Annotated in this window: 12 protein-coding genes; 7 read left to right on the top strand and 5 right to left on the bottom strand. The window is 61.8% G+C overall.

What is annotated here, in order from left to right; all coding sequences use genetic code 11:
- Positions 1-3: 3 nt before the first annotated feature.
- Positions 4-1710, bottom strand: a complete 1707-nt coding sequence (locus P6U23_RS32940; RefSeq protein WP_407176501.1) for a SulP family inorganic anion transporter — start codon at positions 1708-1710, stop codon at positions 4-6.
- Positions 1711-1941: 231 nt separating this feature from the next.
- On the bottom strand, positions 1942-2859 hold the full coding sequence (locus P6U23_RS32935) for a LysR family transcriptional regulator (RefSeq protein ID WP_407176500.1): 918 nt from the start codon (positions 2857-2859) through the stop codon (positions 1942-1944).
- Positions 2860-2961: 102 nt separating this feature from the next.
- Between P6U23_RS32935 and P6U23_RS32930 the strand changes: the two genes are divergently transcribed.
- The 3 genes from P6U23_RS32930 to P6U23_RS32920 all read left to right on the top strand — a co-directional run bounded on the left by P6U23_RS32930 (position 2962) and on the right by P6U23_RS32920 (position 4932).
- Positions 2962-3405, top strand: a complete 444-nt coding sequence (locus tag P6U23_RS32930) for a DoxX family protein (protein ID WP_407176499.1) — start codon at positions 2962-2964, stop codon at positions 3403-3405.
- Between the two features lie 36 nt (positions 3406-3441).
- Complete coding sequence (locus tag P6U23_RS32925) at positions 3442-4242, top strand: DODA-type extradiol aromatic ring-opening family dioxygenase (RefSeq protein WP_407176498.1); 801 nt, start codon at positions 3442-3444, stop codon at positions 4240-4242.
- Between the two features lie 216 nt (positions 4243-4458).
- Positions 4459-4932: a hypothetical protein gene (locus P6U23_RS32920; RefSeq protein WP_407176497.1), complete on the top strand. Its 474-nt coding sequence runs from the start codon at positions 4459-4461 to the stop codon at positions 4930-4932.
- Between the two features lie 31 nt (positions 4933-4963).
- Here P6U23_RS32920 and P6U23_RS32915 read toward each other — a convergent pair whose 3' ends face one another.
- Both P6U23_RS32915 and P6U23_RS32910 read right to left on the bottom strand, forming a co-directional pair.
- Positions 4964-5914, bottom strand: coding sequence for a hypothetical protein (locus P6U23_RS32915; RefSeq protein ID WP_407176496.1), 951 nt, complete (start codon positions 5912-5914; stop codon positions 4964-4966).
- Complete coding sequence (locus P6U23_RS32910) at positions 5914-6936, bottom strand: TAXI family TRAP transporter solute-binding subunit (RefSeq protein ID WP_407176495.1); 1023 nt, start codon at positions 6934-6936, stop codon at positions 5914-5916. Before P6U23_RS32910 ends, P6U23_RS32915 begins: the two co-directional genes overlap by 1 nt.
- A 368-nt stretch (positions 6937-7304) precedes the next feature.
- Here P6U23_RS32910 and rfbB point away from each other — a divergent pair, with 368 nt between their 5' ends.
- Genes rfbB through rfbC form a run of 4 tightly spaced genes read left to right on the top strand, consistent with a single transcriptional unit; the run spans position 7305 to position 10685 of the window.
- Entirely contained in the window at positions 7305-8363 is a 1059-nt protein-coding gene (gene rfbB / locus P6U23_RS32905) for a dTDP-glucose 4,6-dehydratase (RefSeq protein WP_407176494.1), read from the top strand.
- On the top strand, positions 8360-9259 hold the full coding sequence (gene rfbD, locus P6U23_RS32900) for a dTDP-4-dehydrorhamnose reductase (protein WP_407176493.1): 900 nt from the start codon (positions 8360-8362) through the stop codon (positions 9257-9259). The genes rfbB and rfbD overlap by 4 nt, the downstream gene beginning before the upstream one ends.
- A complete protein-coding gene (rfbA, locus tag P6U23_RS32895; RefSeq protein WP_407176492.1) occupies positions 9256-10137 on the top strand; it encodes a glucose-1-phosphate thymidylyltransferase RfbA in 882 nt (293 codons plus the stop codon). Before rfbD ends, rfbA begins: the two co-directional genes overlap by 4 nt.
- The gene (rfbC, locus tag P6U23_RS32890; RefSeq protein ID WP_407176491.1) at positions 10137-10685 is read left to right on the top strand and encodes a dTDP-4-dehydrorhamnose 3,5-epimerase; all 549 of its coding nucleotides are present in this window, start codon (positions 10137-10139) and stop codon (positions 10683-10685) included. The genes rfbA and rfbC overlap by 1 nt, the downstream gene beginning before the upstream one ends.
- 12 nt (positions 10686-10697) lie before the next feature.
- On the opposite strand, the gene P6U23_RS32885 is transcribed toward rfbC, so the two are convergent.
- On the bottom strand, positions 10698-12125 hold the full coding sequence (locus P6U23_RS32885) for a lipopolysaccharide biosynthesis protein (protein WP_407176490.1): 1428 nt from the start codon (positions 12123-12125) through the stop codon (positions 10698-10700).
- Positions 12126-12247: the final 122 nt, after the last annotated feature.

Here is a 12247-nt window from a genome sequence, read left to right as displayed (position 1 = left end):
GTCTCACGGGCTGCTGTTGGCTGCAGGCTGGCCCAGCTCCTTCACCGCTTCATCCACGCTGCGGAAGATGTGATCCCGCGGCAGCACGTCGTAGAGTCCAAAACGTTCGAACGCGTCCTGCGCGCGCAAGGATTCGAGCCTTGCGATCGCGACCGTGATGCCGAGCTTGCGGCATTCGGTGAACAGGTCGAGCAGGAGCTGCGCGGCGGTGAAGTCGATTTCCGGCGTGCTCGCGGCCTCCAGCACCAGCAAATGCGGCTTGCTCGCATGCAACATGTGAAACAGATCGGTATGAAAGGTCGAGGCGTTGAGGAAGGACAGGGGCGCCTGTAGTCCGACCACCAGCACGCCCGGGATGCGCTCGCCGCTGATATGCGGGCTGGTCGGCCACCAGATCGTGGTCCCCGGCACGCGCTCGAACACCACGAGTCGCGCACGCGTGCTGCTCCAGATGCCATGCAGCAGCGACAGCCCGATGCCGATCGCAACACCCTGTTCGATCGGCAGCACGATGATGGCGGCCGCCGTGGCAATGACGAGAAAGAATTCCGGCAGCGACTCGCGAAAGATCAGGACGATCTGGCGGAAGCGAATGATGCGCAGGCCCACGAACAGCAGCACGCCGCCGAGCGCCGCATTCGGCACATGCTTGAGCAGCGTGCCGCCGAATACCGAGAGCACAAGCACGATTGTCGCGGCGACAAGCCCCGACGCTTGCGTCCTGCCGCCGGTCTCGGCAACTATACCGGTGCGCGGCGGGCTGGAATTGACAGGGAATGCGCCGAACAAGCCCGCGACCACGCTGCCGGCGCCAACGCCGAGAAAGTCGCGGTCGACGTCGGCCGGTTTGCCCGGCTCGGATGGAAAGGCGCGGGTGACGGCGGAGGTCTGCACCATCACCACGATCGCGATCAGGAGGCTCAAGGGGACGAGCTTCGCCCATTGCTCGGGATCGATGTCCGGCAGTGACGGCGTCGGCCAGGTCGCCGGCACGCTGCCGACCACCTTGACGCCTTTGCTTTCCAGGCTTCCCGCAATCACCGCAATGGTTGCCGCGATCAGGCCGATCAATGCGCCTGGAATTTTCGCGCTCAGCGCCTCTGAAGCCGTGACGATGGCGAACACGCCCAATCCGATGCCGAGCGTGTAAGCGTTGGCCTTTGGCGCCTCGAGCGCCAGCACGGCGATCCGCTCCAGCATCGGCCCGTCGGGCGAGGGCAAGCCGAGCACGCCGGGAATTTGCGAGACCAGGATGTGCAACGCAATGCCGGCGAGAAAGCCGACCGTCACCGGCGTCGAGAGCAGGTTGGCGATGCCGCCCAGCCGGAACAAGCCGCTGAGGATCAAGAACAGGCCGACCAAAAGCGCAAGTGCCATCGCCAGCGGCAGGTAGTGCGGCGAGGTGGACGCGGCGAGCAGTGCAAGTCCGCCGGCGAAGATCGGCGTGATGGTGGAATCCGCGCCCGCGGACAGGAAGCGGTTGCCGCCCAGAAGCGCAAAGCCGAGCGAGCCGGCGACGAAGGCCAAAAATCCGATCTGCGGCGCGAAGCCGCCCAGCCGCGCGGTCGCCATCTGTTCGGGGATCGCGATCGCCGCAAGCGTGAGGCCTGCGATCAGGTCGCCCGGCAAGTCGCTGGGCCGGTACGCCCGCAAGGACCGAAACACCGGCCAGGATGTCTCGGACGTCTGCGCAGTGTGCGAATTTGCCAATCCCCGACTCCCTTCACGATGTCGAGGAACAAAACCGATCGCTGCGCGCACCGCAAGGGCTTGCACGCGCCATCTGGCAGCCCTCTCGCGGCCCATCCTTCGAGACGCGGCCTCGCGGCCGCTCCTCAGGGATGAGGTGTCGTACGCGGCACCATGTTAGACCTTCATGGTGAGGAGCGCGACAGCGCGTCTCGAACCATGAGGCGCCGATGTCGACGGCAACTCGCGATGTTAGACCACGCCGACATCCCAGGGCGGTTCGGGCGCAAATTGCCCGGCGAGAAAATCGATGAAGGCGCGCACCTTGGCCGGCGGATGACGGTGCGGGAGATAGACGGCGTAGACTGCGAGCAATTCGCTCGGCGGCAGGTCCAGCGTGAGCTGCACCAGGTGGCCCGCGCGCAAATCGTCGGCGACGATGAAGGTCGGCTGATAGATGATGCCCTGTCCGGCCACCGCGGCCGCGAGCAGCGCGTCGCCATTGTTGGCGCGCAGATTTCCGGAAACGGCAATGCTGAGCCCGGAGCGTCCGCCCATCACCCAGCGCTCCGCGCCAGCCTGCGCAAGCGTGTAGCCAAGGCAGTTATGTTTTGCGAGATCCGCGGCGGTGCGCGGCGTGCCGTGGCCTGCGAGATAAGCGGGAGCCGCGCAAACCGCCATGCGGCAGGGCGCAAGCCGACGCGCCACCAGGCTGGAATCGCGCAAATTGCCGATCCGGATCGCGAGGTCCCAGCCTTCCTCGGCAAGATCGACGAGACGGTCGTTGAGACCGAGCTCGATGGTGACGCGCGGATAAATCTGCGCGAACTGGGCGAGCCGTGGCGCGATCTGCCGCACGCCGAACACCAAGGGCACGTTGAGCCGCAGCAGCCCGCGCGGCTCGAGCCTGTCGGCGGCCACCTCCGCTTCGGCGGCCTCGATCTCGCCCAGAATACGCTCGGAGGATTCGAGAAAGATGCGGCCGGCATCGGTCATCGACAGCCGTCGCGTGGTGCGATGAAACAGCTTCGTGCCGAGGCGGGCTTCGAGCGCGGCGAGGTGCTTCGTCACCATGCTCTGGGACAGGCCCATGGCGCGGGCGGCGGCGGACAGGGAGCCGGTCGCGGCGACCTTTGCGAACACCTCAAGTCCGGTGAGCCGGTCCGGCATGCGGAATTTCATCCTCCTAGTGTGAGCTGAAATTCACGGATAGCAGATTATCCGCCATGATGGAATGGATCATAAGGGCGGGAGGTCCAACCGGAGACAGTCATGGTCGATTCGAGAACCGCCCCTTATGCCGCGCTGCTGCTGCGCCTCAGCCTCGGCGTCCTGTTCCTTGCGCATGCGGGGCTGAAGATCCTGGTCTTCACGCCGGCCGGCACCGCGAAATTCTTCGGCAGCGTCGGGCTGCCGCCTGAACTTGCCTATGTGATCATGACGGCCGAAGTGCTTGCCGCGATCGCCTTGATCCTCGGCATCTGGACGCGCGTGGTGGCGCTGCTGGCGAGCCCGATCCTGCTCGGCGCCATCTACACGGTGCACGGCGCGGCCGGCTTCTTCTTCACCAACCCGCATGGCGGCTGGGAATATCCCGCGTTCTGGACCATCGCGCTGGTGGTGCAGGCGCTGCTCGGGGACGGCGCTTACACGCTGGGCGCGTCCTTCGCCAATCTCTTTGGTGGTACGAAGCTGTCGGGCGTGCATTCGCACTGAGCGAGGCGCCAAGCGGTCCTACCGGAGGTCAGCGTCATGTTTCCCAGCCTGTTTCTCTCGCACGGCGCGCCGACCTTGCCGCTCACCGACACGCCGGCCCGCCGCTTCCTGCGCGGGCTCGGCGGGCAGCTCCCGCGGCCGAAAGCGGTTCTGGTGATCTCGGCGCATTGGGAGACTGCGCAGCCTACGGTCAGTGCCGTGACGCGCAACGACACGATCCACGACTTCTATGGTTTTCCGCGTGAGTTCTATCAACTTCGCTATCCCGCGCCCGGCGCGCCGTCCCTTGCGAAGGAGATTTCGGATCTGTTGAGCAAGGCCGGTCTTGCCAGCGGCATCGACGAGAGCCGTGGGCTCGATCACGGCGCCTGGGTACCCCTGATGCTGATGTATCCGGATGCAGACATTCCGGTGCTGCAATTGTCGGTGCAGCCGCATCTTGGGGTAGCGCATCATCTCCGCATCGGGCGTGCGTTGGAAAAGTTGCGGGGCGAGGGCGTGCTGATGATCGGCAGCGGCAGCATGACGCATGATCTGTCGGAATTTCGCGGCCAAAGCCTGGACGCGCCGGCACCGGACTGGGTCAACGGCTTTGCGGATTGGTTCAGCGACAGGTTGGCGATGCGAAGGACGGAGGATCTGCTCGATTATCGACGGCAGGCGCCGTTTGCGACCAAGAATCATCCGAGCGAAGAGCACCTGTTGCCGATCTTCGTAAGCCTGGGCGCCGCCGGCGCGAATTGGCGCGCCGAGCGGCTGCATGCAAGCTCGACCTATGGCATCCTGCGCATGGACGTCTACGCATTCTTCGATGCCGCTGCGGGAACGCCAAGGTAAGCTGCCGCGTGCTTCGCCTCGGCCTGAAGGCCTCGCGCGGGGCGGGAAGGTACTCTTGCACGGGTTCAGAGCCGAGCCAGCCGCTACCTCGGCCTTGCTGACGGTGCTTCAGACGTTTGGCAGTTGCATGATTTAGATTGGCAGATGACTGCCGGTGGAATTTAATATGACATGCAATCGATTGCCTATTGTCGGTTTAATTGATGGGAGATTGTCATGCGTAAATGGTTTTTTCGAGCAGTCGCCGTGGCGTTGTCCTCCTTGATTGTTGTTTCGGCCGGTCGAGCGGCCGAGACTCGCGCGCATCAGTCGGCCAAACCGCATCGCCTCCTCATCCAGATCGATCAGAACGATCCGGCGGTCATGAATCTCGCCCTCAACAACGCCAGCAACGTCATCGAATATTATCGGTCGAAGGGCGAGGAAGTGGCGGTGGATATCGTGACCTACGGCCCGGGCCTCAACATGCTTCGAGCCGATGCATCGCCGGTGCAGGATCGGATCAAGCAATTGAAGGGCGTGGCGTTCCCGAGCACGATCCAGTTTTCCGCATGCAATGTCACCAAGCAGGGGATGGAGAAAAGGGAGGGACACGCGATCGACCTTATATCGGACGCGGTGATCGTTCCCTCAGGCGTCATCCATCTGATGGAATTGCAAGAGAAGGGCTGGAGCTACATCCGACCCTGAACCGCATCATGAACGGGCGCGGGCTCGTCTGTCATCGCGTTCCGAATGAGGTTCTGGCGGTCACTGGCGTGTGCTCGCAGGCAGCCACGATTTTCTGTCGAATGACGGATAGTCCGGTCAGGTGAAAGACTGCTTCGGGGCGAATGCCTTTGTCGGTGAGGGAGACTCTCATCGTTGCGCCCTCTGGGATCGATTGCAAAAACGCGATGGCGTCACCTTTGTAGACCGCGGTCTTTCCGTCTGCCGATACGGCCCATTGCTGCCGAACAGGCGATTGGTCGTTGATCTGATAGTCAACCGGGAGCTTGTCGTTCGGGCGCACCGTCCATGCGCGATCCATCCGGAGCGAAACCTCGGCATGATGGGAGCTGCATCGAATCGAAAGGGTATCGCCGCTGTCTTTCGCGCCCGAGCCTGAATGAAGCACTGCGGTGACGAGCGGACCAAAGTCGACGGGCGACGTTGTCTCGCTCACAATCCAATTCGACTTGCCAGGGAGCTGCTCGTCCTTGGAAGATGCGTCACTCCGTATCGATGTGCTGGGCGCTTCGGCCAACGATGAAAGGCTGCTTGGCGGGGGTGATTTCGCCGCGCCATCTGGCCGCGCCGCGGACCTGCCGACGGGAATGCTTGCGGTCGAATCCACCGGTGCAGTCTCCCTCTCTCCGCCCACTGACGACGCGGTCGGCAGCGCAGTAGCGGAGGAAGGCGTCGACTGCGCCGTGTCGGAAGGAACTGCGGGTCCCTTCCGCCCGGCAGGCGCCACGGCGAGGACGCGTTCCAGGCATTCAAGCTCCACCTTCTGTGCTGTTACGGAGCAACTCACCCGCTGTTCCGGGTCTGACAATTTGGAGCAGATCGCGTCGGCGACGCGAACGTTTTGGAAGCACGATTCCAGTGTGGGCGCATTTTCGCTGGCGGATTGCGCTTGAGCGATACCGCCCGCGACAAACAGCACAATGCCTGCCAGTCGGGTCCACATCACGGACCTCCGCTCTGTTTCGTCGTTGCGTAGCGATTCAGCCATTCCTGGGCCGCCCGAAAGCGTTCCAGCCCCGGAGCCCGCGCGGAGAGATTGACGTCCTTCCACTTGGCATCGAAGCCGGGTGAGCGCAGCCTGTCGAGATGGCCGAACAGCTCGTCGACAAATCTCGCCACACGGCGATAGCGGGGCGAGTCGGGACGCCAATTGAACGCTGCCAGGATCGTAGGAACCGAGATTGTGGCGATCCGCTCGCCTTTGGCGATGAGGCCGGGATAGTCACTCGCCTCAAGATAGGAGGACAAATAGTAGTCCTCGAATTTCGGACCGTACTCGACCGGAAGGAATTTGAATCCCTCGCCCCACTTTCCCTTCACGAAAGCATCCACCGGCTTTGTCGTGACGAAAACGACAGCCGCAATCTCCCCGCGCTTCATCTGCTCGAGGGCAACGGGATGCGGGATGAAGGTCTTGTCAACCTCTATGCCGAGACGGCTGAAGATGAGAGGTCCCGAATAGGCAGCGGCGGTGCCTTGCGTATTGAAATTGACCTTCTTCCCGGCGAGGTCTGCCAGCGTGCGAATCTCGGGCCGAACGAAGATGTGGAGCTCGGACGGAAACAGGTTGAGGATGTAAACGATCCGTTGCTGGATCTGGGGCACCTGGGATTTGTACTCCTCCAGGGAGTCGCTGTTGATGATCGCGACATCGACGCCCTTTAGGTACAGGAGGTCGTTGACGTTTTCCGTGGGACCGCGGGTGACGATCGGCAGGACGTGCATCTGACCGTTGTCGTTGACGATCCGGGCTATTTCAGTCGCGAACCGGATCGGTGCGCCTTCGAGCAAGCCGCCGGCGAGTCCGACGCTCCAGGCGTTGACCTGATCCCTGATTTCGGTTTCCGCAGCACGTTGAGTGCCGAGCACGTCGTCGGCTGATCGTCGAGAGCGTGCGATCGTGAGATCGGACACTGCGAACAGCAGGATTGAGACAACCAGAACAAGTCGCGCAAAAACGACCATGACTATATCTCAACGATAAATTGTAGAGAACTAACGACGAATATCTGTCCCAGATGCTGAAAAGAACTCGACTATATACCGATTTTTCGCGAGGTGAGTCGGAATCTGCGCGAGCCGCGCCGGGTTCCTTGCTGGATGTATTCTTCGTCTTGGGGCCGTCCGCACGCGCTTCTCGCTGGCCGTCCCAGCGCGGGCTTGCGTTGTGCGTTATGGGCGCGGCGAACTGCTCGCCGCTTCTCCGACCGCCCGAATTGTGCCTGACCCCGCTGACGGATGCGGACCAGGATACCAGCCCCAGGTCATTTTCATGCCACCGGTTCTGACCTAAGGTGGCTCGCCAGACGACCTTGCCATTTTGCGGGGTGTAAATGTCAATTCTCGTTACTGGGGCCGCTGGGTTCATCGGCTCGAATTTTGTACTTGATTGGATTGCTGCCGGGCTCGAGGAGGTGGTCAGCCTCGATAAGCTGACCTACGCCGGCAACCGCGAAAATCTCGCTTCGCTCGACGGCTGTGCGCAACACCGCTTCGTGCTCGGAGCGATCGAGGACGAAGCTCTCGTCAGCGATCTGCTGGCGGCGGAGAATGTCACTGCGGTGGTCAACTTCGCCGCCGAAAGCCACGTGGACCGCTCGATCGTTGGACCGGGTGCCTTCATCGACACCAATGTGGTTGGCACGTTCAAGCTATTGGATGCGGTGAGGCGCTATTGGTCGGGATTGAGCGCCGAGCGGCAGGACAATTTCCGGTTTCTTCACGTCTCCACGGACGAGGTCTATGGCAGCCTCGGGCCGGATGAGCTGCCCTTCAGCGAGAGCAATCCGTATCGGCCCAACAGCCCTTACGCCGCGAGCAAGGCGGCATCGGATCATCTCGTGAGGTCTTATGGTGAGACCTACGGCTTGCCGGTGCTCATCACCAACTGCTCCAACAATTACGGCCCTTACCACTTTCCGGAAAAGCTCATCCCCCTCGTGATCCACAATGCGCTGCGCGGCAAGCCGCTGCCTCTCTACGGCGACGGCAAACAGGTGCGCGACTGGCTCTACGTCAAGGACCACTGCAGCGCGTTGCGTGCGGTCCTGAAGGGTGGCCGCCCCGGTCAAACATACAATGTCGGCGGCGAGAGCGAGCGCGCCAATATCGATGTCGTCAAGAGCGTCTGTGACATTCTTGATCGCTTGCGGCCGCTTGGTCACGACAAGACCTATGCGGATCAGATCACCTTCGTCAAAGATCGGCCGGGCCATGACCGCCGTTATGCGATCGATGCCAGAAAGCTCAAGAGCGAATTGGGCTGGCGGCCGCTGGAAAGTTTCGAGAGTGGCCTCGAAAAGACGATCCGGTGGAACCTCGACAATTCCGGTTGGGTCGAACGGGTCACCAGCGGCGCCTACCGGGACTGGGTGGCGAGACACTACGCATGAAGATGCTGTTGCTCGGCAAGGACGGTCAGTTGGGCCGGGCGTTGCAGCGGCGGCTCCAGCCGTTCGGCCAGCTCATCGCTTGCGGTCGGGCCGAGGCCGATCTTGAACGGGTGGATGCGCTGACAGACCTCGTTGGAACGCTACGGCCCGACGTTATCGTAAACGCGGCGGCTTATACGGCCGTGGACAAGGCGGAAAGCGAGCCGGAACGCGCGCGCCTGGTCAATTCGCAAGCCGTCGCGGCGCTGGCGCGCTGTGTAGGGAGCGGCTGGCTCATCCATTTCTCGACCGACTTTATTTTCGACGGCCTGAAGCAGGCGCCGTATGTCGAAACGGACGAGGCGAAGCCTCTCAGCGTCTATGGCGCGACCAAGCTGGAAGGAGAGCAGGCCGTCACCAACTCCGGCTGCAAGCACTTCGTTTTCAGAGTGAGCTGGGTTTATGCGCCGGGACATAACAATTTTCCGGCTGCGATCCTGCGATTGGGAAAGGAGCGCGCCAATATCGATGTCGTGTCCGATCAGGTCGGGGCCCCGACCAGCGCCGGCCTGATTGCCGAGATCACCGCAAACGCCGTGGCGAAGATCGCCGAGTCCGGCGCGGCAGCCTCGAGCCTCTCGGGTGTCTATCACTTGGCGGCCTCAGGGGAGGTCGGCCGCGCGGATCTGGCAAGGTTCATCGTCGCCGAGGCCCGGCAACAGGGCGCCCCGCTGGCGCTTGCACCCGAAGGCATTAGGCCGATTGCGACGGCGGACTACCGTACGCCCGCAGCGCGGCCATTGAACTCGCGACTAAGGACGACAAAGCTCGAGCATGGTTTGGGTGTGTCCTTGCCGCCCTGGCAATTGGACATGCGAAAATTCGTAGCGGACGTGATCAAAGGAAATTTCATTTGACCCGCAAAGGCATCATTCTCGCAGGCGGTACCGGCTCCCGGCTTTGGCCGGCAACTCTATCCATCTCCAAGCAGCTTCTGCCGGTTTTCGACAAGCCGATGATCTATTATCCGCTCTCGACGCTCATGCTTGCGGATATCCGGGATGTGTTGATCATCTCGACGCCTGAAGACACACCGCGTTTCAGGCGCTTGCTGGGCGACGGGGGATCCTGGGGGCTCAACATCTCCTATGCTGTTCAGCCCAATCCAGAGGGCCTGGCTCAGGCTTTTCTTATCGCCGAGAAATTCATCGGCAATGATCAGTCGACGCTGGTGCTCGGCGACAACATTTTCTTTGGTCATGGTCTGCCGGAGCTGCTCAATCGGGCGGCCAACCGGACAAGCGGCGCAACCGTGTTCGCGTACCACGTCCTTGATCCGGAGCGCTATGGCGTCGTGGAGTACAACAGTCGTGGCGAGGTTCTGTCGATCGAGGAGAAGCCGAAGGTTCCGAAGTCGAATTATGCGGTGACCGGCTTGTATTTCTATGATGGCGAAGTCGTCGAGCTCGCGAAATCATTGCAGCCGTCCGCGCGCGGCGAGCTTGAGATCACGGATCTCAACCGCCTGTATCTGGAGCGATCCGCGCTGAACGTCGAGCTGTTGGGCAGAGGTTTTGCCTGGCTCGATACCGGTACATTCGACTCTCTTCTTGATGCCGGACAGTTCATCTCGACCATCGAGAAGCGACAGGGGCAGAAGATCGCGTGTCTCGAAGAGATCGCCTGGCGCCAGGGCTGGATATCGACCAACGAGCTGGTCTCGCTCGCCACCTCGCTTGGCAAGAGCGGTTACGGGCAATATCTACTGACGCTCGCGAAGGAGGCCGGTAACTGATGGACTACAACCGTCTGACCATTCCGGAGCTGATCGTTTTTCAGCCTCGCGTCTATGCGGACGATCGGGGCGCGTTCTTTGAAAGCTTCAGCCGGCCGGTCTTCGAGGCGGCGACCGGATTGCGCTGCGATTTTCCGCAGGACAATCATTCGGTATCCAGAAAAGGCGTCCTGCGCGGCCTGCATTACCAGTTGCCGCCGCATGCACAAGGCAAGCTCGTTCGTGTCGTGCGTGGAGCGGCCTTTGATGTTGGCGTGGACATTCGCAAGAGCTCCGGCACCTTTGGACGATGGGCAGGGGCATTGCTTACGGCCGAAAATCGTCGGCAGCTCTGGGTCCCCATGGGATTTGCCCACGGCTTCCTCGCGCTGCAGGACGACACCGAGTTCCTCTACAAGACGACCGATCTTTACAGCAAAGCCGACGAGCGCTGTATCCGATGGGATGATCCGGACATCGGCATCGATTGGCCGCTGACGGAGAGCCCGATCATGAGCGAGAAGGACGCGCAGGCGCCGGTGCTGCGCGGCGCCGAGGTGTTCGACTGAGAGCGGCAGGACTCAGCCGATCGCCAGCTTCCAGTTCGTCATCAGCCGGATTCCAAGCGCGTAGAGCGCGCCGAAGTAGACCGCGGCGCCGACACAGACCGTAACGACCAGCTCGATCAGCATCCCAACGTGCTGCGCCGCCATCTCGTGACGGACGACCAGGACGAGCAGCGCCATAATGACGCCGGCCGCAGCGATCTTTCCTAGTTTGAGCGCCTCGGTTGCGGTATTGAACCCGGTCAGTTGCCGCGCCGTTGCAAAAACCAAAATGAACATGATCAGCGAGATGAGCAGGCGCGCGAAAATCGCGCCCATGAGCGAATAGAAATGCAGCCCTAGCGGTATCAGGACGATCCGCAACAAAAATTCCATGAGGCTCAATCGAAAGACGACATTGGTCCGGTTGGTGGCCAGAGCGAGGGCATGGACCGGAGGATAGAAGGCGCTGAGCATGGTGGCGAGCGCCAGCCACTGCAGGAAGACGTCGACCTCCTTCCATTTGGCTCCCAGGAGCACGTTGACGAGCAGGTCGGACGTCAAGGACATGCCGAGACAAATCGGGACCGCGACCAGCATCGTCAATTGCGAGGCCTTCGAATACGCATTCTGAAGCCGCTTGCGATCGTTGTTGATCCTGGAGAATGCCGCCATGACCGGCTGCATCGCCGGACCGATCAGGCTTTGCGTCGGCAAGACCGCGAGGTCGGTGGCCATGGTGTAGTGCCCGAGGTCGGACCTATTGACGAAGTATCCAAGCAATATCCGATCGAACTGCCAACTGAACGCGATGACGATCTGGGCGGTGCTGAACCATCCGAGGAAGCCGGAGAAATCGGAAAAAGCGGCCAGAGTGAACCTTGGTCGGTACGGCGCGAGAATATAGGAGATTAACGTTGTCGCGACAGATGCGGAGACGCCGTTCGCGACGATGGCCCAATATCCGCCGCCCAGATACAGCACCGAGATCGCGATCGTGGCGGCAATGATCTTTCCGACAAACTCCGCGATGAAGATCTGCCGGAAGCTCATCTCCCGAACATGCGTGACCATCGCCGGGCTGTAGAGGCTTCGCATCAAGGGCCCGATCGCGGTCGTCGCCACCAGCGGGATCAGGCGATTGTCGTCGTAGAGGTAGGAGAACGGCCAGGCCGCCGCGAGGATGACAAACAGAAGAAAGAGGCCCCGCAGAACGCCCAGCGTGAACGCCGTGTCTATGTGGGATTTTCTCACCTCGGGCAGACGCGTCAGCGCTTGAATGAGCGGAACCTCGAGCACCATGTCGACGATCGTCGTGAGCGTCATGGCGAGTGCCGTCAGCCCGAAGTCGGCCGGAGACAGCATTCGGGCGAGGATCAGGACCGTCACGAAATCGACCAGGCGGCCGGCCAGTCGCGACGACACCGTCCAGCCGGCGCCGAGAATTGTCTTGGTGGTCAGCATTCCGGATCTCGTCCTCTTGTCAGACAGGCGGCGCGAACCGGCATGTCGAGTCTTGCTTTCTTCAAGGTTGTTTTGCCGCGGTTCCGCCGCCAATCCATCATCGCCGGCAGGTCGTTCACCGC

The organism is Bradyrhizobium sp. STM 3562, assembly GCF_045571435.1.
GTDB lineage: Bacteria > Pseudomonadota > Alphaproteobacteria > Rhizobiales > Xanthobacteraceae > Bradyrhizobium.
The sequence above is the reverse complement of the archived record's forward strand: the minus strand, read 5'-3'. Positions and strand labels throughout refer to the sequence as shown.

Coding starts and splice junctions, on each gene's coding strand:
- P6U23_RS32915 (WP_407176496.1), bottom strand. CDS start 5,914: ATGTGGACCCGACTGGCAGGCATTGTGCTGTTTGTCGCGGGCGGTATC.
- P6U23_RS32925 (WP_407176498.1), top strand. CDS start 3,442: ATGTTTCCCAGCCTGTTTCTCTCGCACGGCGCGCCGACCTTGCCGCTC.
- P6U23_RS32885 (WP_407176490.1), bottom strand. CDS start 12,125: ATGCTGACCACCAAGACAATTCTCGGCGCCGGCTGGACGGTGTCGTCG.
- P6U23_RS32910 (WP_407176495.1), bottom strand. CDS start 6,936: ATGGTCGTTTTTGCGCGACTTGTTCTGGTTGTCTCAATCCTGCTGTTC.
- P6U23_RS32930 (WP_407176499.1), top strand. CDS start 2,962: ATGGTCGATTCGAGAACCGCCCCTTATGCCGCGCTGCTGCTGCGCCTC.
- rfbC (WP_407176491.1), top strand. CDS start 10,137: ATGGACTACAACCGTCTGACCATTCCGGAGCTGATCGTTTTTCAGCCT.
- P6U23_RS32935 (WP_407176500.1), bottom strand. CDS start 2,859: ATGCCGGACCGGCTCACCGGACTTGAGGTGTTCGCAAAGGTCGCCGCG.
- P6U23_RS32920 (WP_407176497.1), top strand. CDS start 4,459: ATGCGTAAATGGTTTTTTCGAGCAGTCGCCGTGGCGTTGTCCTCCTTG.
- rfbD (WP_407176493.1), top strand. CDS start 8,360: ATGAAGATGCTGTTGCTCGGCAAGGACGGTCAGTTGGGCCGGGCGTTG.
- rfbB (WP_407176494.1), top strand. CDS start 7,305: ATGTCAATTCTCGTTACTGGGGCCGCTGGGTTCATCGGCTCGAATTTT.